25 protein-coding genes are annotated in these 26,984 nt (G+C 60.4%); 9 read left to right on the top strand and 16 right to left on the bottom strand.

Annotated elements, in window-relative coordinates; genetic code table 11:
* Nucleotides 1–8 precede the first annotated feature (8 nt).
* The 12 genes from KGB20_RS17985 to KGB20_RS17930 all read right to left on the bottom strand — a co-directional run bounded on the left by KGB20_RS17985 (nt 9) and on the right by KGB20_RS17930 (nt 15,013).
* Nucleotides 9–1,943, bottom strand: a complete 1,935-nt coding sequence (locus tag KGB20_RS17985; protein WP_150811890.1) for a methyl-accepting chemotaxis protein — start codon at nt 1,941–1,943, stop codon at nt 9–11.
* A gap of 150 nt (nt 1,944–2,093) precedes the next feature.
* Nucleotides 2,094–3,383 (bottom strand): adenylosuccinate synthase, encoded by a 1,290-nt coding sequence (locus tag KGB20_RS17980; protein WP_057712238.1) that lies wholly within the window; start codon nt 3,381–3,383, stop codon nt 2,094–2,096.
* Between the two features lie 54 nt (nt 3,384–3,437).
* Nucleotides 3,438–4,625, bottom strand: coding sequence for an ATP phosphoribosyltransferase regulatory subunit (locus KGB20_RS17975; protein WP_007973265.1), 1,188 nt, complete (start codon nt 4,623–4,625; stop codon nt 3,438–3,440).
* A 312-nt stretch (nt 4,626–4,937) separates the two neighbouring features.
* Nucleotides 4,938–5,807, bottom strand: coding sequence for a protease modulator HflC (hflC, locus tag KGB20_RS17970; RefSeq protein WP_007973264.1), 870 nt, complete (start codon nt 5,805–5,807; stop codon nt 4,938–4,940).
* Entirely contained in the window at nt 5,807–6,982 is a 1,176-nt protein-coding gene (gene hflK, locus KGB20_RS17965; RefSeq protein ID WP_057712240.1) for an FtsH protease activity modulator HflK, read from the bottom strand. The genes hflC and hflK overlap by 1 nt, the downstream gene beginning before the upstream one ends.
* 96 nt (nt 6,983–7,078) lie before the next feature.
* The gene (hflX, locus tag KGB20_RS17960; RefSeq protein WP_057712241.1) at nt 7,079–8,380 is read right to left on the bottom strand and encodes a ribosome rescue GTPase HflX; all 1,302 of its coding nucleotides are present in this window, start codon (nt 8,378–8,380) and stop codon (nt 7,079–7,081) included.
* 12 nt (nt 8,381–8,392) lie between these two features.
* Nucleotides 8,393–8,653: an RNA chaperone Hfq gene (gene hfq / locus KGB20_RS17955; RefSeq protein ID WP_003221112.1), complete on the bottom strand. Its 261-nt coding sequence runs from the start codon at nt 8,651–8,653 to the stop codon at nt 8,393–8,395.
* Between the two features lie 93 nt (nt 8,654–8,746).
* Complete coding sequence (miaA, locus tag KGB20_RS17950; protein ID WP_150812098.1) at nt 8,747–9,718, bottom strand: tRNA (adenosine(37)-N6)-dimethylallyltransferase MiaA; 972 nt, start codon at nt 9,716–9,718, stop codon at nt 8,747–8,749.
* Entirely contained in the window at nt 9,718–11,628 is a 1,911-nt protein-coding gene (mutL, locus tag KGB20_RS17945) for a DNA mismatch repair endonuclease MutL (protein ID WP_150811892.1), read from the bottom strand. Before mutL ends, miaA begins: the two co-directional genes overlap by 1 nt.
* Nucleotides 11,625–13,055, bottom strand: a complete 1,431-nt coding sequence (locus tag KGB20_RS17940) for an N-acetylmuramoyl-L-alanine amidase (protein ID WP_150811893.1) — start codon at nt 13,053–13,055, stop codon at nt 11,625–11,627. The genes mutL and KGB20_RS17940 overlap by 4 nt, the downstream gene beginning before the upstream one ends.
* Complete coding sequence (gene tsaE / locus KGB20_RS17935) at nt 13,056–13,526, bottom strand: tRNA (adenosine(37)-N6)-threonylcarbamoyltransferase complex ATPase subunit type 1 TsaE (RefSeq protein ID WP_007973252.1); 471 nt, start codon at nt 13,524–13,526, stop codon at nt 13,056–13,058.
* On the bottom strand, nt 13,514–15,013 hold the full coding sequence (locus KGB20_RS17930) for an NAD(P)H-hydrate dehydratase (RefSeq protein WP_154910357.1): 1,500 nt from the start codon (nt 15,011–15,013) through the stop codon (nt 13,514–13,516). The genes tsaE and KGB20_RS17930 overlap by 13 nt, the downstream gene beginning before the upstream one ends.
* A 63-nt stretch (nt 15,014–15,076) precedes the next feature.
* Between KGB20_RS17930 and queG the strand changes: the two genes are divergently transcribed.
* A complete protein-coding gene (gene queG / locus KGB20_RS17925; RefSeq protein ID WP_057712246.1) occupies nt 15,077–16,156 on the top strand; it encodes a tRNA epoxyqueuosine(34) reductase QueG in 1,080 nt (359 codons plus the stop codon).
* Here queG and KGB20_RS17920 read toward each other — a convergent pair.
* A complete protein-coding gene (locus KGB20_RS17920; protein ID WP_057712247.1) occupies nt 16,138–16,749 on the bottom strand; it encodes a trimeric intracellular cation channel family protein in 612 nt (203 codons plus the stop codon). The genes queG and KGB20_RS17920 overlap by 19 nt on opposite strands.
* A 194-nt stretch (nt 16,750–16,943) precedes the next feature.
* The gene (gene orn, locus KGB20_RS17915) at nt 16,944–17,486 is read right to left on the bottom strand and encodes an oligoribonuclease (protein ID WP_154910356.1); all 543 of its coding nucleotides are present in this window, start codon (nt 17,484–17,486) and stop codon (nt 16,944–16,946) included.
* Nucleotides 17,487–17,593: 107 nt separating this feature from the next.
* On the opposite strand from orn, the gene rsgA reads away from it, so the two are divergent.
* The 5 genes from rsgA to KGB20_RS17890 all read left to right on the top strand — a co-directional run bounded on the left by rsgA (nt 17,594) and on the right by KGB20_RS17890 (nt 21,494).
* On the top strand, nt 17,594–18,625 hold the full coding sequence (gene rsgA, locus KGB20_RS17910; protein ID WP_007978809.1) for a small ribosomal subunit biogenesis GTPase RsgA: 1,032 nt from the start codon (nt 17,594–17,596) through the stop codon (nt 18,623–18,625).
* Nucleotides 18,626–18,824: 199 nt separating this feature from the next.
* Nucleotides 18,825–19,232 (top strand): TIR domain-containing protein, encoded by a 408-nt coding sequence (locus KGB20_RS17905; RefSeq protein WP_154910355.1) that lies wholly within the window; start codon nt 18,825–18,827, stop codon nt 19,230–19,232.
* A gap of 2 nt (nt 19,233–19,234) precedes the next feature.
* Nucleotides 19,235–20,194, top strand: a complete 960-nt coding sequence (locus tag KGB20_RS17900) for a caspase domain-containing protein (RefSeq protein WP_154910354.1) — start codon at nt 19,235–19,237, stop codon at nt 20,192–20,194.
* Nucleotides 20,194–20,685 carry a toll/interleukin-1 receptor domain-containing protein gene (locus KGB20_RS17895; RefSeq protein WP_154910353.1) on the top strand — a complete coding sequence of 164 codons (492 nt, stop codon included), beginning with the start codon at nt 20,194–20,196 and terminating at the stop codon, nt 20,683–20,685. The genes KGB20_RS17900 and KGB20_RS17895 overlap by 1 nt, the downstream gene beginning before the upstream one ends.
* A 374-nt stretch (nt 20,686–21,059) precedes the next feature.
* Nucleotides 21,060–21,494, top strand: a complete 435-nt coding sequence (locus KGB20_RS17890; protein ID WP_154861129.1) for a hypothetical protein — start codon at nt 21,060–21,062, stop codon at nt 21,492–21,494.
* Nucleotides 21,495–21,603: 109 nt separating this feature from the next.
* Here KGB20_RS17890 and motB read toward each other — a convergent pair whose 3' ends face one another.
* Nucleotides 21,604–22,644, bottom strand: a complete 1,041-nt coding sequence (gene motB / locus KGB20_RS17885; RefSeq protein WP_154861130.1) for a flagellar motor protein MotB — start codon at nt 22,642–22,644, stop codon at nt 21,604–21,606.
* 3 nt (nt 22,645–22,647) lie between these two features.
* A complete protein-coding gene (gene motA, locus KGB20_RS17880) occupies nt 22,648–23,499 on the bottom strand; it encodes a flagellar motor stator protein MotA (protein WP_008048039.1) in 852 nt (283 codons plus the stop codon).
* A 167-nt stretch (nt 23,500–23,666) separates the two neighbouring features.
* Between motA and KGB20_RS17875 the strand changes: the two genes are divergently transcribed.
* From KGB20_RS17875 to asd, 3 genes are read left to right on the top strand one after another with little or no spacing between them, the layout of a single operon-like run.
* Complete coding sequence (locus tag KGB20_RS17875; RefSeq protein WP_154861131.1) at nt 23,667–25,205, top strand: HDOD domain-containing protein; 1,539 nt, start codon at nt 23,667–23,669, stop codon at nt 25,203–25,205.
* Nucleotides 25,206–25,246: 41 nt separating this feature from the next.
* Nucleotides 25,247–26,062, top strand: coding sequence for a rhodanese-like domain-containing protein (locus KGB20_RS17870; RefSeq protein WP_150811899.1), 816 nt, complete (start codon nt 25,247–25,249; stop codon nt 26,060–26,062).
* An 18-nt stretch (nt 26,063–26,080) separates the two neighbouring features.
* Nucleotides 26,081–26,941, top strand: coding sequence for an archaetidylserine decarboxylase (asd, locus tag KGB20_RS17865; RefSeq protein ID WP_008048034.1), 861 nt, complete (start codon nt 26,081–26,083; stop codon nt 26,939–26,941).
* The last annotated feature ends 43 nt before the right edge of the window (nt 26,942–26,984 follow it).

The following is a 26,984-nucleotide window of genomic DNA, read 5'->3' as shown; positions in this document are numbered from 1 at the left end:
ACAACCGATCAAGCCCTGAACTGCCCCAGGCTCGCCTTCAACTGCGCCGCCAGACCATCGAGCACCTTGCCGCTCGCCGTAGTCTCCACGACAGCTTGCGCCGCTTTCTCGGCCTGGGCATGAATGGTCTGCACCCGCCCCCGAACTGCCTGCGCGCCCTGCGCCTGATGCGCTGCAGCCTGGGTAGCCAAACCGATCGCCGCATGGACCTGCTCGACGGATGCCTGCACCGACTGCTGCAACCGCGCACTGTCACGCAGCACCAGTAAACCCTCACTGGCCTGGCGCCCGGCCTGACCGATCGCCGCCACCGCCTCACGCGCACCTTGCTGCAAGGCCACGATGTGCGCCTGAATATCGCCGGTGGAGCTTTGCGTCTTGCTCGCCAGCGCCCGCACCTCATCGGCCACCACGGCAAACCCGCGCCCGGTCTCGCCGGCACGCGCCGCCTCAATCGCTGCGTTCAGCGCCAGCAGGTTGGTCTGTTCGGCGATGCCGTGAATCACCGTCAGCACCACCTCAATCTGCTCACTTTGCTGCGCCAGGCGCTCGATCACTTGCGCGCCAGTGTTGACCTGACCCGCCAACTCCTCGATCAGGCTGCCGACTTTCGCCGAGGTCCGGGTGTTTTCATCGGTGGCCTGACGAATGTCCACCACCTGCTTCAGCGCCGCCTGCATGGCATGGCTTTCCGACTGCGCCTCATCAGCCATTTGCGACAAGGCGCGCAAACTCTCCGCCACCTCGTCGCGCTGCATGCCAGCCGCCGCGTCCGCACCGGCGTTGCGCAAGGTCATGGCGCCGATCTCCACGCCGGTACGCTGGGCGACATCCCCCGCCTCACGCACGATCGGCTGCAACTTATCCACAAAGCGATTGACCGCCGAGGCCATGTCGCCGATTTCATCCTTGCTGTTGATCTGCACACGCTTGGTCAGATCACCCTCGCCCGCCGCCAGGTCATCCATGGCAACGATCAGCATTTTCAGGCGATTGACCACTCGGCGACCGAGCACCACCGCCAACAACAGCAGGACACCGAAGCCCACCACCGCCAGACACACGCCGATGCGCCAGCGCAATGTCGTAGCAGCTTCCTGCACGGTGCTGGTGGTATTGGCCTTCATTTCCGCCGCCGTGGACTGCGCCGACTGCAGACGCGAGCGCATGGCCGTTGCGCTGTCAGCAGCCGCACCCTTGAGGCTGTCGCCCACCAGTTGATCGCTGCTGGCGATCAACGCCGAGAAGCGCTTGTCGAGGGCCGCCAGATCAGTCTCCACGGAAGCCGTCGAGACCCCCATCAGGACCTTGCCGATTTCTACGCCGTTAGGATTGATCGGGGCCTCGATGTAGAACACCGAAGGATCGTTCTTCGCCGCATCCAGCACCTTGTCCAGCGCACGCTCGCCCTGGCCTTTTTCCAGCAGCGCCTTGTTGATCGGGTTTTCCCGATTGAGGTAGCGCGTCAGGTGCTGGCCGGTGGCGTCGTCATACACCACGAACAGCACATTGGGATTGCGCTGGGCCCGGCGGGCGAACTCGGAAAGTGTCGGAATGTCGTTGTCCCACATGGCGCGAGGCGCGACGGAAGCCAGAAGCTGTGCCATGTCGCTGGCGGAGTCCTTCAGGTCCTTTTCCAGGGCCGAACGCAATTGCGCCTGCTCCTGCTCAAGACGCGAGGACAAACCGGCGGTCAGGCGCTGACGCGTACTGGTAGAGAGACTGTCGAGGCTCGATGTGACTTCGCGTCCCGCCTGCTCAAGCTCAGCGGAAAGCTTTTGACTGTCCGCGCCCAGGCGCAGGCCCAGATCGGCTTCCAGCGCGGTCACCGTGCTCCGGGTCAGAGCGACAGCTACCAGCACCTGCACCAAAAGGGCGATACCAAGGGTAACGAACACGGGCCGCAACAAACGGCTCTGTAACAATGAGAGAACGGCCGACACTTGATATCCCTCTGCAAAAGCGCCATTAAATTGATGGCACGCCAAAAGTGACGTTTTAGGCAAAGCTAATAGCAAAGGTCATGCCGTCCAGCAGGCATAAACGACAAAGGCCCCAATTAAGGGGCCTTTGTGTTTTACATCAACGACTTATCAAGCAAACGGATGGCGCAGGACGATGGTTTCGTTGCGATCCGGGCCCGTCGAAATAATGTCGATCGGCGCGCCGATCAGCTCTTCGACGCGCTTGATGTAAGCACGGGCGTTAGCTGGCAGCTCTTCCAGGGTTTTGGCACCCACGGTCGATTCGGTCCAGCCCGGCACTTCTTCGTACACAGGCTGCAGGCCCACGTAGCTGTCAGCATCAGTCGGGGCAACGGCCTTGCCTTCTGCATCTTTGTAGCCGACGCAGATGTTGATGGTTTCCAGACCGTCGAGTACGTCCAGCTTGGTCAGGCAGATGCCCGAGATGCTGTTCACATCGATAGCGCGACGCAGGATAACGGCGTCGAACCAGCCACAACGACGGGCACGGCCGGTAGTCGCGCCGAACTCGTGACCTTGTTTAGCCAGGTGCGCGCCGACTTCGTCGAACAGTTCCGTCGGGAATGGACCCGAACCTACACGGGTGGTGTAAGCCTTGGTGATGCCCAGGATGTAGTCCAGGAACATAGGGCCGACACCCGAACCGGTAGCAACGCCGCCAGCGGTGGTGTTGGAACTGGTCACGTACGGGTAGGTACCGTGGTCGATGTCCAGCAACGAACCTTGTGCGCCTTCAAACATGATGTCTTTGCCAGCACGACGCAGGTCGTGCAGCTCGGCAGTCACGTCCAGCATCAGCGGCTTGAGCAGCTCAGCGTAGTCTTTGCACTCGGCCAGGGTCTTGTCGAAGTCGATGGCTGGTTCTTTGTAGTAACCAACCAGCATGAAGTTGTGGTAATCCACCAGTTCACGCAACTTGTCTTCAAAGCGCGGCATGTTGAGCAGGTCGCCAACACGCAGGCCACGACGTGCAACCTTGTCTTCGTATGCCGGGCCGATGCCACGACCGGTAGTACCGATCTTCAGCTCGCCACGGGCCTTTTCACGGGCCTGGTCCAGCGCAACGTGGAAGGACAGGATCAGCGGGCAGGACGGGCTGATACGCAGGCGCTCGCGCACCGGTACGCCCTTCTCTTCCAGCTTGGTGATTTCCCGCAGCAGAGCGTCGGGTGCAACCACCACGCCGTTGCCGATCAGGCACTGCACGCCTTCGCGCAGCACGCCCGACGGAATCAGGTGCAAGACGGTCTTCTCACCGTCGATCACCAGGGTGTGGCCAGCGTTGTGGCCACCCTGGTAGCGCACTACGGCGGCAGCATGTTCGGTCAGCAGATCAACGATCTTGCCTTTGCCCTCATCACCCCATTGGGTGCCCAGGACTACGACATTCTTACCCATAACACTTGTCCTCATTCGCGCAAACTTGGTGCCGGCGGCAGCCGGCAGGAAAACTCAAGAAGCCAGTGGCGATACTTGCCAAAGCCCGTTCTGCTGAATCAATTGCCGGTCGCAGTCCGCTTCACGGGCGGCGGCCAAAGGTTGTCCAGGCAATGCCTGAACGACACGCTGACCCTCACTGCGCAACTGGCAAACCTGCTGCCAGAGTGCCGCATCCGTACTGTCAGGCATCCAGATACCGCCAGACGGTAGCTCGATCTCAGCACGCCCCAGGGTCACCAGGGTTTTCAAATCGGTGGAGAAGCCGGTCGCCGGACGGGCGCGACCGAAGTCGGCGCCGATGTCGTCGTAACGACCGCCCTGGGCAATGGACTGGCCAACACCCGGTACGAACACAGCGAACACCACACCGGTGTGGTAGTGGTAGCCACGCAGCTCGCCCAGGTCGAAATACAGCGGCAGCTCAGGGAAACGCACGGACAGCCGCTCGGCAATCGCCAGCAAGTCGTCCAGCGCTGCCAGAACAGGGGCCGGCGCCTTGGCCAGACGCTCGCGGGCCGCAGCCAGCACTTCACGACCGCCACACAGGTCGACCAACGCCCGCAGCATGCCCGATAGATCGGCAGGCAAGCCTTCGGTCAAGGTAATGACCTCGTCGATGGCCTTACGTTGCAAGGCATCGAACAACTGCTGCTCGACTTCACCGGACAAACCGGCCGCACGGGCCAGGCCGCGATAGATGCCAACATGACCGAGGTCCATGTGCACATCCGGCACATCGGCCAGTTGCAGCATGGCCAGCATCAGGCTGATGACTTCGACGTCGCTGCTCGGACTGCCGTCGCCGTACAACTCGGCACCCAGTTGAATCGGGCTGCGCGAGGACGACAGGGCGCGAGGCTGAGCGTGCAGGACACTACCGGCATAGCACAGGCGGCTTGGGCCTTCACGACGCAGGGTATGCGCATCGATGCGCGCCACTTGCGGCGTGATGTCGGCGCGGAAACCCATCTGACGGCCCGATTGCGGGTCGATGACCTTGAAGGTGCGCAGATCCAGGTCCTGGCCCGCGCCGGTCAGCAGGGATTCCAGGTACTCGATATGGGGAGTCACGACAAACTCGTAACCCCAGCTCTGGAACAGATCCAACACCTGACGACGCGCGACTTCAATACGCGCAGCTTCCGGTGGCAGTACTTCTTCGATGCCATCTGGCAGAAGCCAGCGGTCTACCGTTGCCATTACGCCTTCCCCTATCTCCGGGCGACCAGCCTGTCGGCGAGCCTTGAGTGAAGCAGAAAATGGTCGGCTTGCGCACAAACCACGCGCATGAGCGACGGAGCGAAAAGCCCTTCTACCGGCTTCGCCAACCACTTTCCTCGAAAAACTGTCGAGCCAATCGGCCCGGCATCTGCTTGAACACAGCAATCAAACATGCAGACGCAAAAAAGCCGGGAATTTCCCGGCTGCCGCATCATACACACGTTTTCCCAAAGGATCACCCCGCCAGAGGTTTTAGCCGCCCGGCGGGGGATAATTCAGGTCAACGCCGTATCAAGGCTTGGCTTTTTCCAGGTAATGGAAGAAGTCGCTGCTTGGGTCGAGGACCATGACGTCGGATTTGTTCGCGAAGCTTTCACGGTAGGCGCGCAGGCTACGGTAGAACGCGTAGAACTCCTGATCCTGACCGTAGGCCTTGGAGTAGATCGCAGCAGCCTGGGCATCGCCGTCACCGCGAACCTCTTCGGATTCACGATAGGCTTCAGCCAGCAGCACGCGGCGTTGACGATCGGCGTCGGCACGGATGCCTTCGGCCAGTTCGTTACCCTTGGCGCGGTGCTCGCGAGCTTCACGCTCACGCTCGGTGCTCATACGCTCGAACACACTGCGGTTCACTTCTTTCGGCAGGTCGATGGTCTTGACCCGAACATCGACCACTTCGATGCCCAGCTCTTTCTCGGCCATCTTGTTCAGCGATGCCGTGATATCAGCCATCAGCGCATCACGCTCACCCGACACCACTTCGTGCAGGGTGCGCTTACCGAACTGGTCACGCAGGCCCGATTCCAGACGACGGGAAAGACGCTCGTCGGCGATCTGCTTGAGGCCGGAAGTCGCGGTGTAGTAACGCTCTGCGTCCTTCACGCGCCACTTGGCGTAGGCATCGACCATCACGGCTTTCTTTTCCAGCGTCAGGAAGCGTTGCGTCGGTGCATCCAGCGTCATCAGGCGTGCGTCGAATTTACGCACCTGGTTAACGTAGGGCACTTTCACATGCAGGCCTGGCTGAACATCGGTCTGGACCACGCGACCGAACTGCAGCAACACCGCACGCTCGGTCTGAGCCACGATGTAGAAGCAGTTCCAGGCAGCGATCGCCACGACGACGCCGACAATAAGGGCGATCAGCGATTTATTGCTCATCAGCGACTCTCCCTGGTACGTGCTGGCTGTTGCTGCAGATCAGCTGCCGCACGCGCATTCGCTTCATTGCTGGTGGCTGCCGCACTGCTCACCTGGGTGCTGGTGCTGCGACCACTTTCGACCATCTTGTCCAGAGGCAGGTACAACAGGTTGTTCTGGCCGTTCTTGTTGCCGGTCACGAGAACCTTGCTGGTGTTGGTGAAGACTTCCTGCATGGTGTCCAGATATAGACGCTGGCGGGTGACTTCAGGGGCCTTGCGGTACTCGGCGACCAGCTTGGTGAAGCGATCGGCCTCACCCTTGGCGCGCGAGACGGTCTCGTCACGGTAACCATTGGCATCCTCAAGGATGCGCTGGGCCTGACCACGAGCTTCCGGCACGACGCCGTTGGCATAGGTTTCGGCCTGGTTGCGCGAACGCTGTTCGTCTTCCCGGGCACGGATCACGTCATCGAAGGCTTCCTGGACTTCGCGCGGTGCCGCTGCGCTCTGTACGTTGACCTGGGTGACGGTGATACCGGTGCGATAGGTGTCCATGAAGCGTTGCAGACGCTCCTTGATCTCGCTGGCCATCAACTCACGACCTTCGGTCAGTACCTGGTCCATCGCGGTGGAACCCACCACATGGCGCAAGGCGCTGTCGGTCGCGTGCTGCAGGCTGATTTCCGGCTGATCGACGCTCAGCACGAAATCCTGCAGGTTGCTGATCTTGTACTGCACGGTCAGCGGCACTTCGACGATGTTCTCGTCTTCGGTCAGCATCTGGCCCTGCTTGGTGTAGGCACGCTCACGCGTGACGTTCTCCATGTACTTCTTGTCGATCGGCGGGAAGTAGATGTTCAGGCCCGGACCCACGGTCTCGTAGTACTTGCCGAAGCGCAGCACCACAGCTTGCTCCTGCTCGTCGACGACATAGACCGCGCTGTACAGCCAAACGGCCGCCAACACGACCAGACCGATGCCGAGCAGGCCGCCAAAGCCGCCACTCTTGCCCGGACCACCGCCGTCGTCGCCACCACGTTTCTTACCACCACCGAACAAACCGTTCAGGCTTTCCTGCAGCTTTCGGAAGGCCTCGTCGAGATCCGGTGGCCCCTTGCGGTCGCCGTTGTTACGACGCTTGCCACCCCAAGGATCCTGATTATTCGAGTTGCCACCCGGCTCATTCCAAGCCATAGCGCTCTCCATCTGATAAAGCAAAGACGCACCCACGGCGCGCCGACCAATGCTACAGAATGCCTGTCACCACGGCACAACCGCTTTCTCAGGCTTTTATTGCAAAGTGTGTTGCTCGATGAACTCCATCGGTTGCAAACCTTCGCGACTCACCAGCCGATTCAATTCGGCCCGTGGCAAACGAACGGCCAGCAAGCTGATGCCTTCGTCATCGTGTTCTTCCTTTTGTACCGCACCGAGTTCGAAAAACTGCGCACGCAGTCGAGCAAATCGGTTCGGCAAGCGCAAGGTACCAACAAACAACTCATCGCCAAGCAACTCGGCCACGGCCTGCTTGAGCAGATCAAGACCTGTGCCATCTTTCGCCGAAAGCCAGACCCGCTGCGGTTTGCCATCGGCATCGCGCTGGATCTGCGGCTCCACGCCCTCGAGCAAATCGAGTTTGTTATAGACCTCCAGGATCGGCAAGTCTTGAGCCCCGATCTCTCCAAGAACCACCATGACCTGTTCAATCTGGGCCATGCGCTCAGGCTCATGGGAGTCGATCACGTGCAGCAACAGGTCGGAGTTGCTCGACTCTTCGAGCGTAGCCCGAAATGCCTCGACCAGCTTGTGTGGCAAGTGACGAATGAAGCCCACGGTGTCAGCCAGCACGATCGGGCCGAGGTCATCGAGCTCGAGCCGGCGCAAGGTCGGGTCGAGGGTGGCGAACAACTGGTCAGCCGCAAAGACGTCGGAGTCGGTCACCGAGTTGAACAGCGTCGATTTGCCGGCGTTGGTATAACCCACCAGCGAAACCGTCGGAATGTCAGCCCGTTTGCGGCCACGGCGCGATTGTTCACGCTGGCTGCGGACCTTTTCCAGGCGCCCCTTGATCTGCCGCAGGCGAACCCGCAACAGGCGCCGGTCGGTTTCCAGTTGGGTTTCACCCGGACCGCGCAGGCCGATACCGCCTTTCTGCCGTTCAAGGTGAGTCCAGCCGCGAACCAGCCGCGTACTCATGTGCTCAAGCTGGGCCAGTTCGACCTGGAGCTTGCCTTCATGGGTGCGGGCGCGCTGGGCGAAAATATCGAGAATCAAACCCGTGCGGTCGATCACACGACACTCGAAAATACGTTCGAGGTTACGTTCCTGACTGGGCGTGAGGATGTGATTGAAAATCACCAGATCGACCTGTTCGGCCTGGACCAGGTCGCGCAACTCTTCGACCTTGCCGCTGCTGATCAGGGTTTTGGCGGTTGGCCGATGACGCGGCACGTTGAAAAACGCGACGGTCTCGGCGCCAGCCGAAATTGCCAACTCCTGAAACTCCTGCGGATCTTCGCGCGCCTCAGGGTCCTGACCATCCAAGTGAACGAGAATGGCTCGTTCACCACCACCGTGGCGCTCAAAGAACAAAGGAGACTCCTATCAGGCGTTACCTGGCTCAGCATCACCTGCATCGGATTCGGTTGCGCTAGGCAGACGAATTGGACGAACCGGCACCACTGTAGAGATGGCGTGTTTGTAGACCATCTGGCTGACGGTGTTTTTCAGCAGGATAACGAACTGGTCGAAAGACTCGATCGTGCCTTGCAGCTTGATACCGTTGACCAGGTAGATGGACACCCCAACTTTCTCTTTACGTAAAGTATTCAAGTAAGGGTCTTGTAGCGAATGCCCTTTTGACATGTGCCGCACTCCTTTAAGGATTCAATATAAAAAATAGGTAATCAGATGGCTTTGGCCGTCACACCCCCAAGGATAGACGGCAATTGCAAGGACTCAGCTCAATATGGAGATGGTCCCAAGGTATTTCAAGGCGCGCGGCAGATTGTCGCAATCCAGACTGTCCAGCCAATGCAGATCAGTCCAACTGCGCAGCCAGGTGAACTGGCGTTTCGCCAATTGGCGCGTGGCAATGATCCCACGCTCCTGCATCTCGGCTGACGTCAGCTTGCCATCCAGGTAGTCCCAGACTTGGCGATAGCCTACTGCACGTATAGACGGCAACCCGGTATGCAGGTCTCCTCTATTACGCAGGGCTACGACCTCGTCAATGAATCCCTGTTCCAACATTAAAGTGAATCTTTGTTTAATTCGCTCGTGCAGTACCTGGCGATTTGCCGGAGCAATGGCCAAGTTCGCGACAGTATAGGGCAATTGTTGCAGTCCCGAAGCGGCTGCTTCAGTACTTTGCGCAGATTGTTGCAAACGCAGGGCGGTCATGCTTTGACCGCTGACACGATAAACTTCCAGTGCTCGACTCAATCGCTGGGGATCGTTCGGATGTATTCGAGCCGCGGACTCCGGATCGATCACCGCCAATTGTTCGTGCAAGGCTTGCCAGCCAAGGCGCGCAGCCTCTTCTTCGATTTGCGCACGGACCTCGGGATCGGCGGCCGGCATATCTGCCAGACCTTCAACCAAAGCCTTGTAATAGAGCATGGTGCCGCCCACCAGCAGCGGAATTTTTCCCCGTGCGGTGATATCGGCCATGGCTTCCAGGGCGTCACGGCGGAAATCCGCAGCCGAATAGCTCTCGGCCGGGTCGAGAATATCGATCAGACGATGCGGATATTGCGCCAGCAGCTCTTTGGAAGGCTTGGCGGTGCCAATGTCCATGCCACGGTAGACCAGCGCCGAATCGACACTGATCAACTCGCAAGGCAGGACCTTGGTGAGCTCGATGGCCAGGTCGGTCTTGCCGGCGGCGGTCGGGCCCATCAGGAAAATCGCAGGTGGGAACTGGCTCATCAACGACCGCGCAAGAACAGTTTGTCCAGATCGTCCAGGCCCAGTTGGGTCCAGGTCGGTCGGCCATGGTTGCATTGACCACTGCGTTCGGTGTTTTCCATGTCACGCAGCAGACCGTTCATTTCCGGCAGGGCCAACCGCCGATTCGCACGAACCGCGCCGTGGCAGGCCATGGTCCCGAGCAATTCGTTCAGGTGCGCCTGAATGCGGTCGCTGGTGCCGAACTCCATCAGGTCAGCCAGGACGTCAGCGACCAGCCGGTTGGCTTCGGCCTGCTTGAGCAGTGCCGGAATCTGCCGTATCGCCAGGGTTTCCGGGCCCAGACGCTGCAATTCAAAGCCCAGGCGCTGGAACCAGGCGACATGCTCCTCGGCGCAATCGGCTTCACGCTGACTGACGGCCAGGGACTCCGGCACCAGCAACGGCTGGCCGCTCAGGCCTTCACTGGCCATCGCCACCTTCAGACGCTCATACATGATCCGCTCGTGGGCGGCGTGCATGTCCACCAGCACCAGGCCCTGAGCGTTTTCCGAAAGAATGTAGATGCCCTTGAGTTGTGCCAGCGCATAACCGAGCGGCGGGATGTCGTCCTGCCCGGCCGGCAGCGCGACGGCATTGGCCTCGGGCAGCGGTGCAAAAAACTCGCGATAGGCGGCCTGCGCTTCGGCGACAGGTGCACCGGACTGCGGTCGCGGCGTGTATTGATATTGATAACCCGCGCCAGCCCCCGAACCCGCCGGCGTATTGAACGACGGCTGAGCCTGAGGCTGTTCCAGCAGCGCATTGGCGGCCAGGCGCATTTCGCCCTGGGGTCCGAATTCACCAGCTTCGAGGCCGGTAGGCCGGACGATGGCCGTGGCAACCGGCGCCGCCAGTTGATCGTCGGGGCGCACATCGCCCAAGGCGCGATGCAAGGTGCCGTAGAGGAAGTCGTGAACCATGCGCCCTTCACGGAAGCGCACTTCGTGCTTGGTCGGGTGCACGTTGACATCGACGCCGGTCGGATCGACTTCGAAAAACAGCACGAAGGTCGGGTGCCGACCATTGAACAGCACGTCGCGATAGGCCTGGCGTACCGCGTGGGCCACCAGTTTGTCCCGCACGGCACGGCCATTGACGAAGAAATACTGCAAATCGGCCTGGCTGCGGTTGAAGGTCGGCAGGCCGACCCAGCCCCAAAGATGCAGGCCGTTGCGCTCGATTTCGATCGGCAGTGCCTGCTCCAGGAAACCCGGCCCGCAGATCGCCGCCACGCGCCGGGCACGGGCCGCATCATCATGGGCCTCGTGCAGGCTGAGGATGGTCTTGCCGTTATGGCGCAGATGGAACGCCACATCGAAGCGCGCCAGGGCCAAGCGCCTGATCACTTCTTGCAGGTGATCGAATTCGGTTTTTTCGGTCTTGAGAAACTTGCGCCGCGCCGGCGTGTTGAAGAACAGGTCGCGCACTTCAACCGAAGTGCCCACCGGGTGGGCCGCAGGTTGCACACGGGGCGCCATGTCACGGCCCTCGGTCTCTACCTGCCACGCCTGATCGGCGTCGCGGGTGCGGGAGGTCAAGGTCAGGCGCGCGACGGAGCTGATCGATGCCAGGGCCTCGCCGCGAAACCCCAGGCTCATGACCTGCTCGAGGTCTTCCAGGTTGCGGATCTTGCTGGTGGCGTGACGGGCCAGGGCCAACGGCAGGTCATCGGCGGAAATGCCACTGCCATCGTCGCGCACCCGCAGCAGCTTGACGCCGCCCTGCTCCACATCGACGTCGATGCGTTTGGCGCCGGAGTCGAGGCTGTTTTCCAGCAGTTCCTTGATCACCGAAGCCGGGCGCTCGACCACCTCACCCGCCGCAATCTGGTTCGCCAGCCGCGGGCTGAGCAGCTCGATGCGAGCGCTGTTGTTCACGACCTGATTCATTCTTTGGCCGCCAGTTCAGTGCCCGGAATGGTCAAGTGTTGACCAACCTTGAGTTCATCGCTCGACAGGTTGTTGGCGCTGCGCAGGGTGGCCGGCGCAACCTGATAACGAACGGCGATCATCGCCAGCGTCTCGCCAGGGTTTACCCGATGGTCACGTGGACCTTGGGCGATTTTTCCGGAATCACGCAGCCAGGCAATGTAAGTGCCTGGCGGCGGGTTCTGCTGGAAGAACTGGCGCACGCCGCTGCTGATCGAACGCGCCAGCGCCTGTTGATGGCTTGACGCAGCAAGCTTCGAGGCTTCGTTGGCGTTGGAGATGAACCCGGTTTCCACCAGGATCGACGGAATATCCGGCGACTTCAGTACCATGAACCCGGCCTGTTCAACCCGCTGCTTGTGCAGTGGCGTGACCCGACCGATGTTGCTCAAGACTTTCTGGCCAACGTTCAGGCTGGAGGTCAGGGATGCCGTCATCGACAAGTCGAGCAGCACGCCGGCGAGCATGCGGTCTTTGTCATCGAGGCTGACGTTGCCGGCACCACCGATCAGGTCGGAGCGGTTTTCGCTGTCGGCCAGCCAACGGGCGGTCTCGGAGGTCGCGCCGCGATCGGACAGGGCAAATACCGAGGCACCGAAAGCGGCGGCAGAAGGCGCGGCGTCGGCGTGGATCGAGACGAACAGGTCGGCGCCTTTCTTGCGGGCGATTTCGGTACGGCCGCGCAACGGAATGAAGTAGTCGCCGGTACGGGTCAGTTCGGCACGGAAACCTTTCATGCCGTTGACCTGGCGTTGGGTTTCGCGGGCAATCTGCAGCACCACGTCTTTCTCGCGCTGGCCTCGGGAGCCGGAAGCCCCCGGATCTTCGCCACCGTGACCGGCGTCGATCACCACAATGATGTCGCGTTTGCCGGCCGGGGCTGGCGGCAATTTGATTGCAGGCTCCGCAGGCGTGACCGGCACGGCAGGCACCGTGGCGACCGACGGTGTCGGCGCAGGCGGTGGCGCGGCGTCGGCGGCGTTATCGAACAGGTCGACCACCAATCGGTTACCGTACTGAGCGTTCGGCGCCAGGGAGAAGCTTTTCGGCGTCACGGCCTTTTTCAGGTCGATGACCACCCGCAGGTCCGTCGGCGTGCGCTGGGCCGAGCGCATGGCGGTAATCGGGGTGTTCGAGGTGTTGACGTTGAGCGGCGCACCGAGGGTAGCGCCATTGATGTCGATGACCAGGCGGTCCGGAGCCGTCAGGGTAAAGACGCTGTGTTGCACCGGGCCGGTCAGGTCAAACACCAGTCGCGTGTTGTCCGGTGCCCGCCACAGACGAACACTGTTGACCTTCGAATCGGCCACAGCGTCGACGGTCACCGCCAAGAACAACACCCCTACGGCAGCCACCAACGCGCGAAAGCGCATACCTAACCCCATCATCTATTTGGATTCCAATGCCAAAGCGGCACACCAGGCCTCGCCACGCGAGCCCTGGGATAAAATTTTCAGCGAACGCCCGCTGTCTTGCGGGCTAATGGTAATGGTCAGGTCAGGCTTTGGCAAAAAGCCTGCACCTTTATCGGGCCATTCGATCAGACACAGGGCATCGTCTTCGAAGTAGTCGCGGATACCGAGGAACTCTAGCTCTTCCGGATCGACCAGACGGTACAAATCAAAATGGAAGGCGCGAATGTCGCCGATCTCGTAGGGTTCGACCAGGGTGAAGGTCGGGCTTTTGACTGCCCCGACATGTCCCAGACCGCGAATAATGCCTCGGGACAACGTGGTTTTGCCCATCCCCAGGTTGCCCTCAAGGAAGATCAGGCCATGGCCTTGGGTGATTCGGGCAATGCGTGCGCCAAAGTCGCTCATGGCCTGTTCATCGGCCAGGTACAGGGTTACTTCAGACACGGTGCTTGCTCCTCCAACAACTGACGAATGGCTGGGATCAGATCACTGGCCGCCAGCCCACGGCCCAATTTTCCTTGTTGCTCGCCGGCATTGGCGTGCAGCCAGACCGCCAGGCAGGCCGCGTCGAACGGCTCCATGCCCTGGGCCAGCAATGCGCCGAGCAAACCGGCCAGCACGTCGCCCAAACCGGCGGTGGCCATGGCCGGGTGCCCCTGATGACACAGCGCCAGACGTCCATCGGGATGGGCGATCAGGCTGCTGGCACCTTTCAGGACGACGACAGCTGTATATTTTTTACTCAATGCATGGGCTGCGGCGGGACGGTCAGACTGAACGTCGGCAGTGCTCACCCCAAGCAAACGTGCCGCCTCCCCCGGATGCGGGGTAATCACACAACCCCTGGGCAGATCGACCTGTCCACCCGCCAACAGATTCAAGGCATCGGCATCCCAGACTTGCGGCAAAGGCGCATTGGCCGCAGCCGACAGCAGGCTGCGCCCCCACCCTGCCTGACCCAGGCCCGGCCCGACCACCAGCACCGATACCTTCTCAAGCAACCCCATCAGTTGATTGGCCGACGACGTGCCCAGCACCATGGCTTCCGGAATTCGAGAAAGCGCTGGCGAAACGTGTTCCGGACGGGTGGACAGCGAAACCATGCCCGCACCGCTGCGCAGAGCACTTTGTGCACTCAGCAAAATTGCCCCACCGTAACCGCGATCACCGCCAATGAGCAGCACATGGCCGAACTTGCCTTTGTGGGATGCCGGTGCCCGGGACACCAGACGCGGCAGGTTAGCGATACACAAACGCCGAGCCGTGAACGCAGTACCGTCCAGCAACTGCGGATCTGCCTGCAGATCGTTGAACACCAACTCACCCGTCACATCCGCGGCATCACCGGTGAACAACCCCACCTTCAAGCCAATGAACGTGACCGTCAGGTCGGCATGCACTGCATGACCAAGGATACGGCCCGTATCCGCGCACAACCCTGACGGAATATCCACCGCCGCTACCGGCAGTCCGCTGGCATTGATCGCGGCGATGGCGCTGACATAGGGATTACGCACGTCACCGCTCAGACCGGTGCCAAGCAAAGCATCCAGCACAATGCCGCGCAATCCGGATTGTGCCGTCCAGGGCTCGATGAGCACATGTTCAGACACCGCCTCGGCATGGGCCGACGCCGCATCACCCTGCAAGCGCTGCGGATCGCCCACCGCCAGCACCCGCACCGACCAACCGGCACGCTGGGCCAGTACGGCCACCAGGTACCCGTCGCCTGCGTTGTTGCCATGTCCGGCCAGCACGCTCAGCTCGTTTGCTGTCGGCCACTGCCGCACCAGCGCCCGCCACGTCGCCCGCGCCGCGCGCTGCATCAATTCGAAGCCCGCCGTGCCGGCGGCGATCAGGCTCGCGTCGAGTGCTCGCACCTGGGCGGCGCTATACAGCACGTCGGGTAATTCATCTTTAGTGTGCGGCATGCGTCTTCGGGCTCCGATGTCTGGCAGAATTATACGCATCTCAGCCCCGGTTTCTCTCGTCTCATGCCCGCTATTACCACAGATCTGCCCGCCCTCGCCCAATCCATCAAGGACTGGGGCCGCGAGCTGGGCTTTCAGCAAGTCGGCATCAGCGGTCTCGACCTGGCCGAGCATGAGCAGCACTTGGAGCGCTGGCTCGAAGCCGGCTACCACGGCGAAATGGATTACATGGGCGCCCACGGCAGCAAACGCTCGCACCCCGAAGAGCTAGTGCCGGGCACTTTGCGCGTGGTGTCCCTGCGCATGGATTACTTGTCCGGCGACACGCAGATGGCAAAAATGCTCGCCCAACCGGAAAAAGCCTACGTCTCGCGTTATGCCCTGGGTCGCGATTACCACAAGCTGATCCGCAAACGCGTGCAACAACTGGCGGAAAAAATTCAGGCGCAGATCGGCCCGTTTGGCTACCGCGCCTTCGTCGACAGTGCCCCGGTGCTGGAAAAAGCCATCGCCGAACAGGCGGGGCTTGGATGGATCGGCAAAAATACCCTGGTCTTGAACCGCAAGGCCGGCAGTTACTTTTTTCTCGCCGAACTGTTCGTCGACCTGCCGCTGCCGGTCGACCCGCCCCATGCCACCGAACACTGCGGGCGGTGCAGTGCCTGCCTCGACATCTGCCCGACCAACGCCTTCGTCGGCCCCTATGTGCTGGATGCCCGACGCTGCATTTCCTACCTGACCATCGAACTCAAAGGCGCGATCCCTGAAGACCTGCGGCCACTGATTGGCAACCGGGTGTTCGGTTGCGATGACTGCCAGATTGTCTGCCCATGGAACCGCTTCGCCCGCCCTTCCGGTGAAAGCGACTTCAAGCCGCGGCACAATCTGGACAACGCCGGGCTGGCGGAACTGTTCATGTGGGATGAAGAGAAATTCCTGAGCAGCACCGAAGGCTCGCCGCTGCGCCGGACGGGCTATGAAAACTGGTTGCGCAACCTGGCGGTAGGCCTGGGCAATGCGCCTTCAACGATTCCGGTGCTGGAAGCGCTGAAGGCGCGACGGGAACATCCTTCGGAACTGGTACGTGAACATGTCGCGTGGGCGTTGCGGCAACACGCCGAACGTCAGGCTTCGTCGTTATAGACGAACTTGGGCATTTCCCAATGAAAACGGATCGCCAGCAAGCGCAGCAGAAAACCGCCGAACAAGGTGATCAGAATCGATTGTTCATCGGGTAATTGCAGATAGATGCAGAGCATGTAGCACCACGCCGCGGCGAACGAAACGCTGGCATAAAGCTCACGCCGGAAGATCAGCGGAATATCGTTGCAGAAAATGTCCCGCAGGATGCCGCCGAAGACGCCGGTGATCACGCCGCTAACGGAGGCGACCAACATGCCATGGCCCATTTCCAGGGCGGTAATGCAGCCGATCAGGGTGAACGCCACCAGGCCCATGGCGTCGAGCACCAGGAACAGTGAGCGCAAATGCCGCATCCAGCGAGCCGTGAACACTGTGATCATCGCGGCTGCCGTGGTCAGCACCAGATATTCCGGGTGTTTGACCCAGGTCAACGGGTAGTGCCCGAGCAGCACATCGCGCACCGACCCGCCACCCAGCGCCGTGACGCAAGCGATCAGCACCACACCAAACCAGTCCATACCCCGCCGGCCGGCAGAGAGGGCGCCAGTCATGGCTTCGGTGGTGATGGCGATCAGGTAGAGCATCAGCAGCATAGTGGCGGTCCTTGCAGAAAGGCGCGCAGTCTACTCAGTTCACCCTGGCACCAAAAGAGGGCGCCTGAGATTCGCTCCAACCATCCAAGGTGACTGAACTGACGCCATCGCGAGCAAGCTCGCTCCCACAGGTGCAACGTTGCACCTGTGGGAGCGAGCTTGCTCGCGATGGGGCCGGAACGGACGACCGTGAATCAGAATTTGATGAAATGCTTGCGGTAGTGCTGCAGCTCAGCGATCGATTCGCGGATGTCGTCCAGAGCCAGGTGCGTGCTGCCCTTCTTGAAGCTGTCACGCACATCCGGTGCCCAGCGCGCAGCCAGCTCTTTGAGGGTCGACACGTCGAGGTTGCGGTAGTGGAAGAAGCTTTCCAGGGATTTCATGTGGGTATAAAGGAAGCGACGGTCCTGGCAGATGCTGTTGCCGCAGATCGGCGACTTGCCCTTCGGCACCCACTTCTCCAGGAAGGCGATGGTTTCGGCTTCGGCTTCGGCCATGCTGATGCAGCTGTCGCGAACCCGCTGGGTCAGCCCGGAACCGCCATGCTGACGGGTATTCCACTCGTCCATGCCGGCAAGGATTTCGTCGCTGTGGTGAATGGCGATCACCGGGCCTTCGGCCAGGGTGTTCAGGTCACTGTCGGTGACGATGGTGGCCATTTCGATGATGACGTCGGTGTCCGGGTTCAGACCGGTCATTTCCAGGTCGATCCAGATCAGGTTCTGTGGGTTTTGCATGTGTCGGCTCCTAGGCAATGCTGCGCAGTTTAGCCTAGGCCGGTGGCCGGGCGTGCTAAACTCGCGGCCGTTTTACCTAATCGCTGCATTCTTGATACGGAACACCCATGGCCAAACGCCAACTCAATCGTCGTCAAAACTGGCGCATCGAAAAGATTCAGGGCGAACGCGCTGCCCGCGCCGCCAAACGCGAGTCCTCGGCCGTCGAGGCACTTGAGGGCGGCGATCTGGGCCCGGAACAGCACGGCCTGGTGATCGCGCACTTCGGTGTACAGGTCGAGGTCGAGGCCCGCGACGGCGAACTGGCCGGCCAGGTATTCCGTTGCCACCTGCGCGCCAACCTGCCGGCGCTGGTGACCGGCGATCAGGTGGTCTGGCGTGCCGGCAACCAGGGTATCGGCGTGATCGTGGCGCAACTGCCGCGCAACACCGAGCTGTGTCGCCCGGACAGCCGTGGTCAGCTCAAGCCGGTTGCGGCCAACGTCGACATGATCGTCATCGTGTTTGCACCGCTGCCCGAGCCCCATGCCAACCTGATCGACCGCTACCTGGTGGCGGCCGAGCATGCAGGCATCAAGCCACTGTTGCTGCTGAACAAATTCGACCTGATCGACGAAAACAACGCTCCTGCACTGAATGCCTTGCTCGCCGTATACCGCACCCTGGGCTATCCGGTGCTGGAAGTGTCGGCGCACCACGGCAACGGCATGGAGCAATTGCAGACACAGCTGGACGGACGCATCAGCGTATTCGTCGGCCAGTCCGGCGTCGGCAAGTCGTCGCTGGTCAACAGCCTGCTGCCGGATGTCGAAACCCGCGTCGGCCCGTTGTCCGAACTGTCCGGCCAGGGCACCCACACCACCACTACCGCGCGGTTGTTCCACTTCCCCGGTGGCGGTGAGTTGATCGACTCCCCGGGTATCCGCGAATTCGGCCTGGGCCACGTCAGCCGTGCCGACGTCGAAGCCGGCTTCATCGAGTTCAACGACCTGCTTGGCACCTGCCGTTTCCGTGATTGCAAGCATGACCGCGAACCCGGTTGCGCCCTGCTCAAGGCCCTTGAAGACGGCCGCGTGCAGCAACAGCGGATGAACAGCTACCGCTCGATCATCGCCAGTCTGCCGGAAAACGGCTACTAAACAGACGTGTCGACCACCCTGCCTTCAGCGGGGTGGCCGGCGGCTGGATCTTCCCCCCGCTTAAACATCAGACCTTTCTGTAAGACCTGTGCACGCTCGCTTGTAGGGCATTTCTCTTTCCGCGCCGCCCCCTTGTAGCCGCCCTGTATTCGCCTAAGTTCTAGCCCTCTTCGCACTCCAGCGACTCCGAGGGACACCTATGCAAACCTACCACCTGTTCATCAGCCACTCGTGGAACTACCCCGACGCCCACGACAATCTCGTGCGCCTGCTCAACGCCAAGCCTGGTTTCACGTACAAGAATTTTTCGGTTCCACCGGACAACCCGATTGTCGGCGCGAAAACCGACAAACAACTTGAGGAGGCCATCGAAAACAAGATTCGCCCGTGTTCGGCGGTGTTGATCATGGCCGGGATGTACTCCACCTACAGCAAGTGGATCAACAAGGAAATCGAAATCGCCAAGCGCATGGGCAAGGTGATCATTGCGATCAAGCCGTTCGGTGCCGAGCGCATTTCCACGGTGGTACGTGACGCGGCACATGCCGAATGTGCGTGGAACACCAACAGCATCATCAGCGCGATTCGCGAGCATACGGCGGTGTAACCATGCGCAAGGGACTGTTTATCGGCATCAACGACTACACCCATGTGTCGCGCCTGAGCGGTTGCAGCAATGACGCCATGGCCATGGCCTCCGTGCTGAAAACCGACGCCAATGGCGATCCTAACTTCAAGAACATCGTGCTGACTTCCGCCGAGGACTTCCTGAGCAGGGAAAAACTCGAAGACCAGATTCGCGAGCTGTTTTCCGGTGACTGCAACGTCGCGCTACTGTACTTCGCCGGTCACGGCAGCTTCGACACCGACACCGACGAAGGCATGTTGATCCCGCAGGATTACAAGAGCGCCAAGGACGGGATTCGCCTCAGCGACATCCTCAACTGGGCGAGCAAGGCCACCAAGATCAAAAACAAAGTGATCATTCTCGATTGTTGCCAGAGCGGCTCGGCCGGCGAACTGCGCGCCTTGCGCAGCGAAGGCAGTGTGGTCGGCGAAGGCATGACCATTCTGACCGCCTGTAAAAAGGAAGAGCCGGCGATGGAGGGCATGCAGCACGGCGTGTTCACCGGATTGCTGCTCCAGGCCCTGCACGGCGGAGCCGCGAACATCCTGGGCAAGATCACCCCCGGCAGCCTCTATTCGTTTGTCGACAATACCCTTGATGCCTGGGAACAGCGTCCGGTGTTCAAGACCAATGTCTCGCAGTTCATTTCCCTGCGCGAAGTGTCACCGCTGATCCCCAAGGAAATCCTGCGCAAACTCCCCGAATGGTTTGCCGAAGCAGAGTCGGTGTACCCCCTCGCCCCCAGCTTTGAGCCCACCGAGCCCGAGTTCAACCCGGAACAGGGCGAGGTCTTCGCCCAGTTGCAAAAGTGCAACCGCCACAGCCTGGTCGAACCGGTGGACGCCGAACACATGTATTACGCCGCCATCCACTCCACCGGCTGCCGCCTCACCGCCCTCGGCGCCTATTACCGCGAACTCGCGATCAAGGGACATTTCTGATGCCAGTGTTTATCAGCTACCGCCACATGGACCGCGCCCACGCGATCAACATCAACACGCGCCTGATGCAGGCCAACATCAAGACCTACCTCGACGTACTGGATGCCGAATCCCAGACCACCGACGACATCACCGGGGTGATCACCCGCAACATCAGCGAATGCACACACCTGCTGGCGGTGGTGTCGGAGAAAACCGCACTGTCCTGGTGGGTGCCGTTCGAAATCGGCGAAGCGACCATCACCAACCGGCGCATCTGCTCGTTCAAGACCGGCCCGACAGAGCTGCCGCTGTACCTCGAAAAATGGCCGAAGCTGACCAGCGACCGGGACATCGAGTTCTTCATCGATGCCTATCGCAACGAGTCGATGCTCAAGCGCTCGATGTCACTGGATTCTGTGACCGGTAGCGAGTCGGTGCGTAGCGTTAACAGGACTAACGCTGATCGATTCCACACGGATCTCAAGTCCAGGATTATTCGTGGCTTCTGAGTTGCCCACCTAAAAAACCATATCGCCAGATATGGTTTTTTGGCACTGAAAAACGAGCCTTCACCTTTTAGTTACTTGAGTCATGAAACTGCCGCAAAATCGAAGCCTTTTATTCAATAAAAGAAAATCACTTAGAGCCAATGAGCAAACTAAAGCTATTGCTTATTATCCTTAGCTCTAAAAACCTGTCAGATATGACAGTAGATCAAAGCAAAAAAAACACTGACCATATTGCCTGAGGCTGAGCACTTGAAAAGTTCGGATGGAGCGATAACCCCGACAATTCACCGCGCTTTCTTCTCTGAGGTTTTACGAGCAGAGGTTGACTGATCACAGCCAGCCTGGCTGACACCTTCAACACCGAGAACCTATATATGAATATTAAAAAACCAGCTCAGAAGCACGATAAACAACCAATGAACGGGAAGGTAGCTGCAGTGATGCGCCTGGTAAACGCAGAACGCACATTCGACTCATTTATTTTGTATGGCGATAGCAACTCGGAGCATCGTTACATTAACGCGTCATCCCAAAATAGCGACTACATTTTGTTCAAAATCCCGGCAAGCTGGGGACTGGGCCCTCATGATTTAAAATCGCACCCTGGGGTTATTATATTTGAGCCCTCTGCGGGGTTTCCGAACGATTGGCCGTGGAGTGCACAACGAGGGGAAATATTTATTACTGACATTAGCGATAAAAACTTTGAAGGCCGGTTTGTTTGTTATGAAAGCGCTGACGATAGTGAGGACAAACCTGGATTAATAGGTGGAAACTTTAAGATAGATTTCACTTCAGCCAATAAATAACTTATATTTTTATAGAGTCCGCATTCACACACAGTGCACCCTGCTGAAAAAATGCCCGTATCGCTAGATGCGGGCATTTGTCTTCCGCGCGAGATCTATGGCAGGGAAATCACTGCTTCACGGCCGGAGCACCGGGGCCACCCGTTTTCGGCGCTGGATCATCGAACAGGTTCAACCGTTCACGAAGCTCGTGCGCCGGCAGCGGTTCCTTGTCCGCCGGCAACGCGTTCGGGTCGACCGGTGCAGCCGGTGCGGCTCCCGGCGCAGCCGAACCTTGCGGTGCATCAGGAGCAGGTTCAGCACCTTGCGAACCTTCGATGGCACGCTGGGCTTTCTTGGTCAGCACCACGATGTCGATACGGCGGTTCACCGGGTTGAACGGATGCTCGCGATCGAACAGGGCCGACGAGGCATAACCGACCACGCGCGCCACCTGCGCATCCGGATAGCTGCCCGCCACCAGCGCACGTCGTGCGGCGTTGGCACGGTTGGCAGACAATTCCCAGTTACCGAAATCACCGGTGCCGGTGTATGGCTTGGCATCGGTGTGGCCGCTGATACTGATCTTGTTCGGCACCGCCTTGATGGTGTCGGCCATGGCCAGCAGGATGTCTTCGAAATACGGCTTCAAGCGAGCAGAACCTGAATCGAACATCGGGCGGTTTTCCGCGTCCATGATCTGGATTCGCAGGCCGTCCGGCGTGATTTCGAACAGGATCTGATCCTTGAACTTCTGCATCTGCGGGTTTTCTTCGACCTTGTTCTGCAGTTCTTGCAGCAACAGCTCGAGGCGCTCTTTTTCGACCTGCTCGGCCATGCCTTCGACCTGATCGGTATCGATGGTGACCTTGTCCGGCTGCGGCTGGGACTTCACCTCGGGGTTGAGAGTGTTTTCCGGTGCCAGGGTCGGCGTGCCGCCCAGATCGATGATGTAGGGCGTGCCACTTTCGGAAAAGCCGATCGGATCCTTGAAGTAACCGGCGATGGCAATTTTCTGTTCCGGCGTGGCGGTGGACAGCAGCCACAACACCAGGAAGAACGCCATCATCGCCGTGGCGAAGTCGGCGAAGGCGATTTTCCACGCGCCCCCGTGATGCCCGCCGGCGATGCGCTTGACGCGCTTGATGATTATCGGCTGGTTATTTTCCATGGCTTAACGACCGCGAACCGCTTGTTCCAGCTCGGCGAAGCTTGGACGGTGCGCCGGGTACAGGACCTTGCGCCCGAACTCCACGGCCAGCGATGGCGGCATGCCGGAAGCCGAAGCCACCAGTGAGGCCTTGATGGCTTCGTAGACGTTCAGCTCTTCCTTGGCATCATGGGCCAGGGAATGGGCCAGCGGGCCGAAGAAGCCGTAGGCGGCGAGAATACCGAAGAAGGTACCCACCAGTGCCGCACCTACGTGCAGGCCGATGGACTTCTGGTCGCCTTCACCCAGCGAAGCCATGGTCACCACGATACCCAGTACCGCCGCGACGATACCGAAACCGGGCATGGCGTCGGCGATGCCGTTGACCGCGTGGGATGGGTGTTCGAGGTCTTCCTTGAGGCTGAACAGCTCCATGTCGAACAGGCCTTCCAGCTCGTGGGGAGCCATGTTGCCGGAAGACATGATGCGCAGGTAATCGCAGATGAACGCGGTCATGCGCTCGTCCTTGAGTACCGTCGGGTACTTCGCGAAGATCGGACTCGCAGCGGCATCTTCGATGTCGCCTTCGATGGCCATCATGCCTTCGCGGCGGCTCTTGTTGAGGATCTCGTAGATCAGGCCCAGTACTTCAAGATAGAAGCCGTGGTTGAAGCGCGAACTGAACATGCTCAGGGACTTCTTGAGCACGTGCATCGTCATGTAGCCGGGGTTGGCCTGCAAGAAGGCGCCGAGGGCAGCACCGCCAATGATCATGACCTCGAAAGGTTGTATCAGGGCGGCAATCTTGCCGTGGGAAAGCACGTATCCGCCGAGCACGCTCGCGAATACGACGATGATGCCGATAATTTTAGCCATAGGTTAGGAGAGCACTTACTGAGTCGGGTTCAAGGTCATATTCGGAAGTTAAAAAATCTCTTCTTCTACTTATCGGCAAAACTGCGCCAGACTATAGCCCGTTCAGGCGAAAAGCTAATTTGACCCCATCCGGGCACAGGTAATGTTGACGATGATCGCCTCCCACCATGGTTAACGAAACGAACGTTCCAACGCCAAAACCAACGACCCTCGAAGGCTGGGTCAAGCTGCTCGATGGCGTACGTCTTCCCGTCCCGCAAGCCAGCCATGACCGTGTCTGCAAGGCCATCCGCGATAATCGCAGCTCGCTGCGCGACATCGCCGACCTCATGCAAGGCAGCCCGGCCCTGGCCTTGAGCGTGATTCGCGAAGCCAACCGGCATAACCATGGCAGCATGACCGAGCCTGCGGAAAACCTTGAAATTGCAATCAACCGCCTCGGTTTGAAGCGCACCGAAGAGCTGCTCGCGCGGCTACCCGCCGAACCCGAGCTCGAGATTCCCAAAGCCCTGCGTCAGTTGCAGATGATCAGCCAGCACGCCACGCAACAGGCCAACGGTTTTTTTGCCAGCCGCCTGGCGCGCCTGTGGCAGGACATCCACTGGGGCAGCCTGCTGTTTCTTTCGCCCCTGTGGCCGCTGGCACTGACCCATCCGAAACTGCTCGAAGACTGGGAGCTGCGGGTCATCCATAAAGGCGAGTCGGCACGCAAAGTCGAGCAGCAACTGTTTGGCGTACGCCTGCTGGATATCGGCCAGGCGCTGGTGGAGGTCTGGCGCTTGCCGATCTGGGTGCAGCAAGGCTATCGATTGCTGCTCACCGAGCAGCGGGAACTGGTGAAAGTCCTGCGCATCGCCCGTGACAGCGACCATCCACTGCGCCAGCAGAATCGCCTCGATGACGATCCGACCCTGCGCCGCTGGCTCAATCAACCGGCCAATACGGTGCTGCTGGCCAATGGACTGGCGCTGTCGGCGCAACACGCCTGGGACAGCCCCCACAGCGAGCGCTGGCAGTACCTGACCAGCCTTTACCTGCAAATGCCGATGGACGAACTGCAGCAGCAATTGCACCAGCAAGCCGCCAACAGCGCACGCCAACACGCCATGCCCGACCTCTGGCACCCCGCCGAGTCGCTGATCTGGCCGTGGGGCATGAACCGTGTCCATGCAGGCTTGCTGCCGGCAGCGGCACCTACCGCCGAAGACCTGGCGAAGTGGCGCAAGCAATGCGCCGAGTTGCTGGTCGAGCCGAGCCGTTTCACCAACGCCATGCACCTGACCATCGCCGCCCGTGACGCCCTCGTGGCCTGCGGCATGCGCCGGGTGATGATCCTGATGGCCGATCGCACCCACACCAACCTGCGCGTGCACCAGACAGCCGGCCTGTCGAAGGAAGCGGCCGGGTTGAATTTCGTGGTCAGCCAGAGCAACGTGTTGCAACGCCTGCTCGCGCAGCAGGCCCAGGTGCGCCTGACGCCTGCCAACAACGCGCAATTCTCGGCCCTGTTGCCCAATAGCCTGCGCTCGCAGTTCAGCGGTGAACACTTGCTGCTGCGTTCGCTGATCAACAATGGCCGGGTGATCATGATCGTCGTGGCGGATCAAGGCGGCGGGCCGTTTTCGGAAATTTCCGTACAGGCCTTCGGCAAAACCGCACAGTGCATCGAGAAAGCCCTGCACAGCTTTAGCCACCGTGGCCAATAAGCTGCGTTACAATCCTCCCTTTTGTGCTCTGGAGACCTCACATGTCTGACTTCTCTGGCTTGCCGCTGGTGATCGAGCCGAGCGACTTGCTCCCTCGCCTCGACGCCCGCGAACTGATTCTGGTGGACTTGACCAGTGCCGCCCGCTACACCGAAGGGCACATTCCCGGCGCGCGCTTTGTCGATCCAAAGCGTACGCAGCTCGGCCAGGCCCCCGCCCCGGGGCTGATGCCCCCGCAGGCAGCACTCGAAACGCTGTTTGGTGAGCTGGGGCACAACCCCGATGCGGTCTATGTGGTGTATGACGACGAAGGCGGCGGTTGGGCCGGACGCTTCATCTGGCTGCTGGATGTCATCGGCCACAGCAAGTACCACTATATTGACGGTGGCCTGACAGCCTGGCTGGCAGCAGGCTTGCCCATGTCGATCCAGATCCCGCCGCACGTGGGCGGTCCGGTTGCATTGACCCTGCACGATGAACCCACCGCCACCCGCGAGTACCTGCAAAGCCGTCTCGGCGCCGCCGACCTGGCAATCTGGGATGCGCGCGGGCCGCTGGAGTACTCCGGCGAGAAAGTCCTGGCAGCCAAGGGCGGACACATTCCCGGCGCGATCAATTTCGAATGGACCGCTGGCATGGATCGGGCACGCCAGCTGCGCATCCGCACCGACATGCCGCAGATCCTCGAACAACTCGGGATCAGCAAAGACAAAGAAGTGATTACCCACTGCCAGACACATCATCGTTCTGGTTTCACCTATCTGGTGGCCAAGGCTCTCGGTTATCCGCGGGTCAAAGGCTACGCCGGCTCCTGGGGCGAATGGGGCAATCATCCCGATACCCCGGTAGAAATTTAAGATTTTTAAGGACCGTTAATGAACAAGCGTCTGTTTCTCCTCGGCCAGTACCTGCTGCCCCACAACTTGCTCTCCCGTCTGGCCGGCTGCATCGCCGAATGCCGCGTGCGCTGGTTCAAGAATGCCTTCACCGCCTGGTTCGCCAAGCGTTATCAGGTGGACATGTCCCAGGCGCTGGTCGAAGACCTGACCGCCTACGAGCACTTCAACGCGTTCTTCACCCGCGCACTGAAAGACGGCGCCCGTCCGCTGGACGAAACCCCGGGCGCGATCCTCAGCCCCGCCGACGGCGCGATCAGCCAGCTCGGCCCGATCGAGCACGGCCGCGTGTTCCAGGCCAAGGGCCACAGCTTCAGCGTGCTGGAACTGTTGGGTGGCGATGCGGCAAACGCTGCGCCGTTCATGGGTGGCGACTTCGCGACCATCTACCTGTCGCCGAAGGACTACCACCGCGTGCACATGCCCCTGGCCGGCACCCTGCGCGAGATGGTCTACATCCCGGGTCGCCTGTTCTCGGTCAACCAGACCACTGCTGAAAACGTTCCGGAATTGTTTGCCCGCAACGAGCGCGTGGCGTGCATTTTCGACACCGAACGCGGGCCGATGGCCGTGGTGCTGGTGGGTGCGATGATCGTGGCGTCGATTGAAACCGTGTGGGCCGGTCTGGTGACACCGCCGAAGCGCGAGCTGAAAACCTTCCGTTACGACGAAGCCGCACGCGCGCCGATCCACCTGGAAAAAGGTGCGGAACTGGGTCGCTTCAAACTGGGTTCGACCGCCGTCGTGCTGTTCGGGCCGGATCAGGTGAAGTGGGCTGAAGAAATGACCGCCGGTACAGCCGTGCAGATGGGTCAGGGCATGGGCTCACCAAAAGCCTAAAGACCGAGCTGCATACCTGTGGGAGCGGGCTTGCTCGCGAAAG

It is taken from the genome of Pseudomonas sp. BF-R-30, assembly GCF_019956175.1.
Lineage (GTDB): Bacteria > Pseudomonadota > Gammaproteobacteria > Pseudomonadales > Pseudomonadaceae > Aquipseudomonas > Aquipseudomonas jessenii.
Note: the sequence above shows the minus strand (reverse complement) of the source record. Positions and strands in the feature narration are given on the sequence as shown.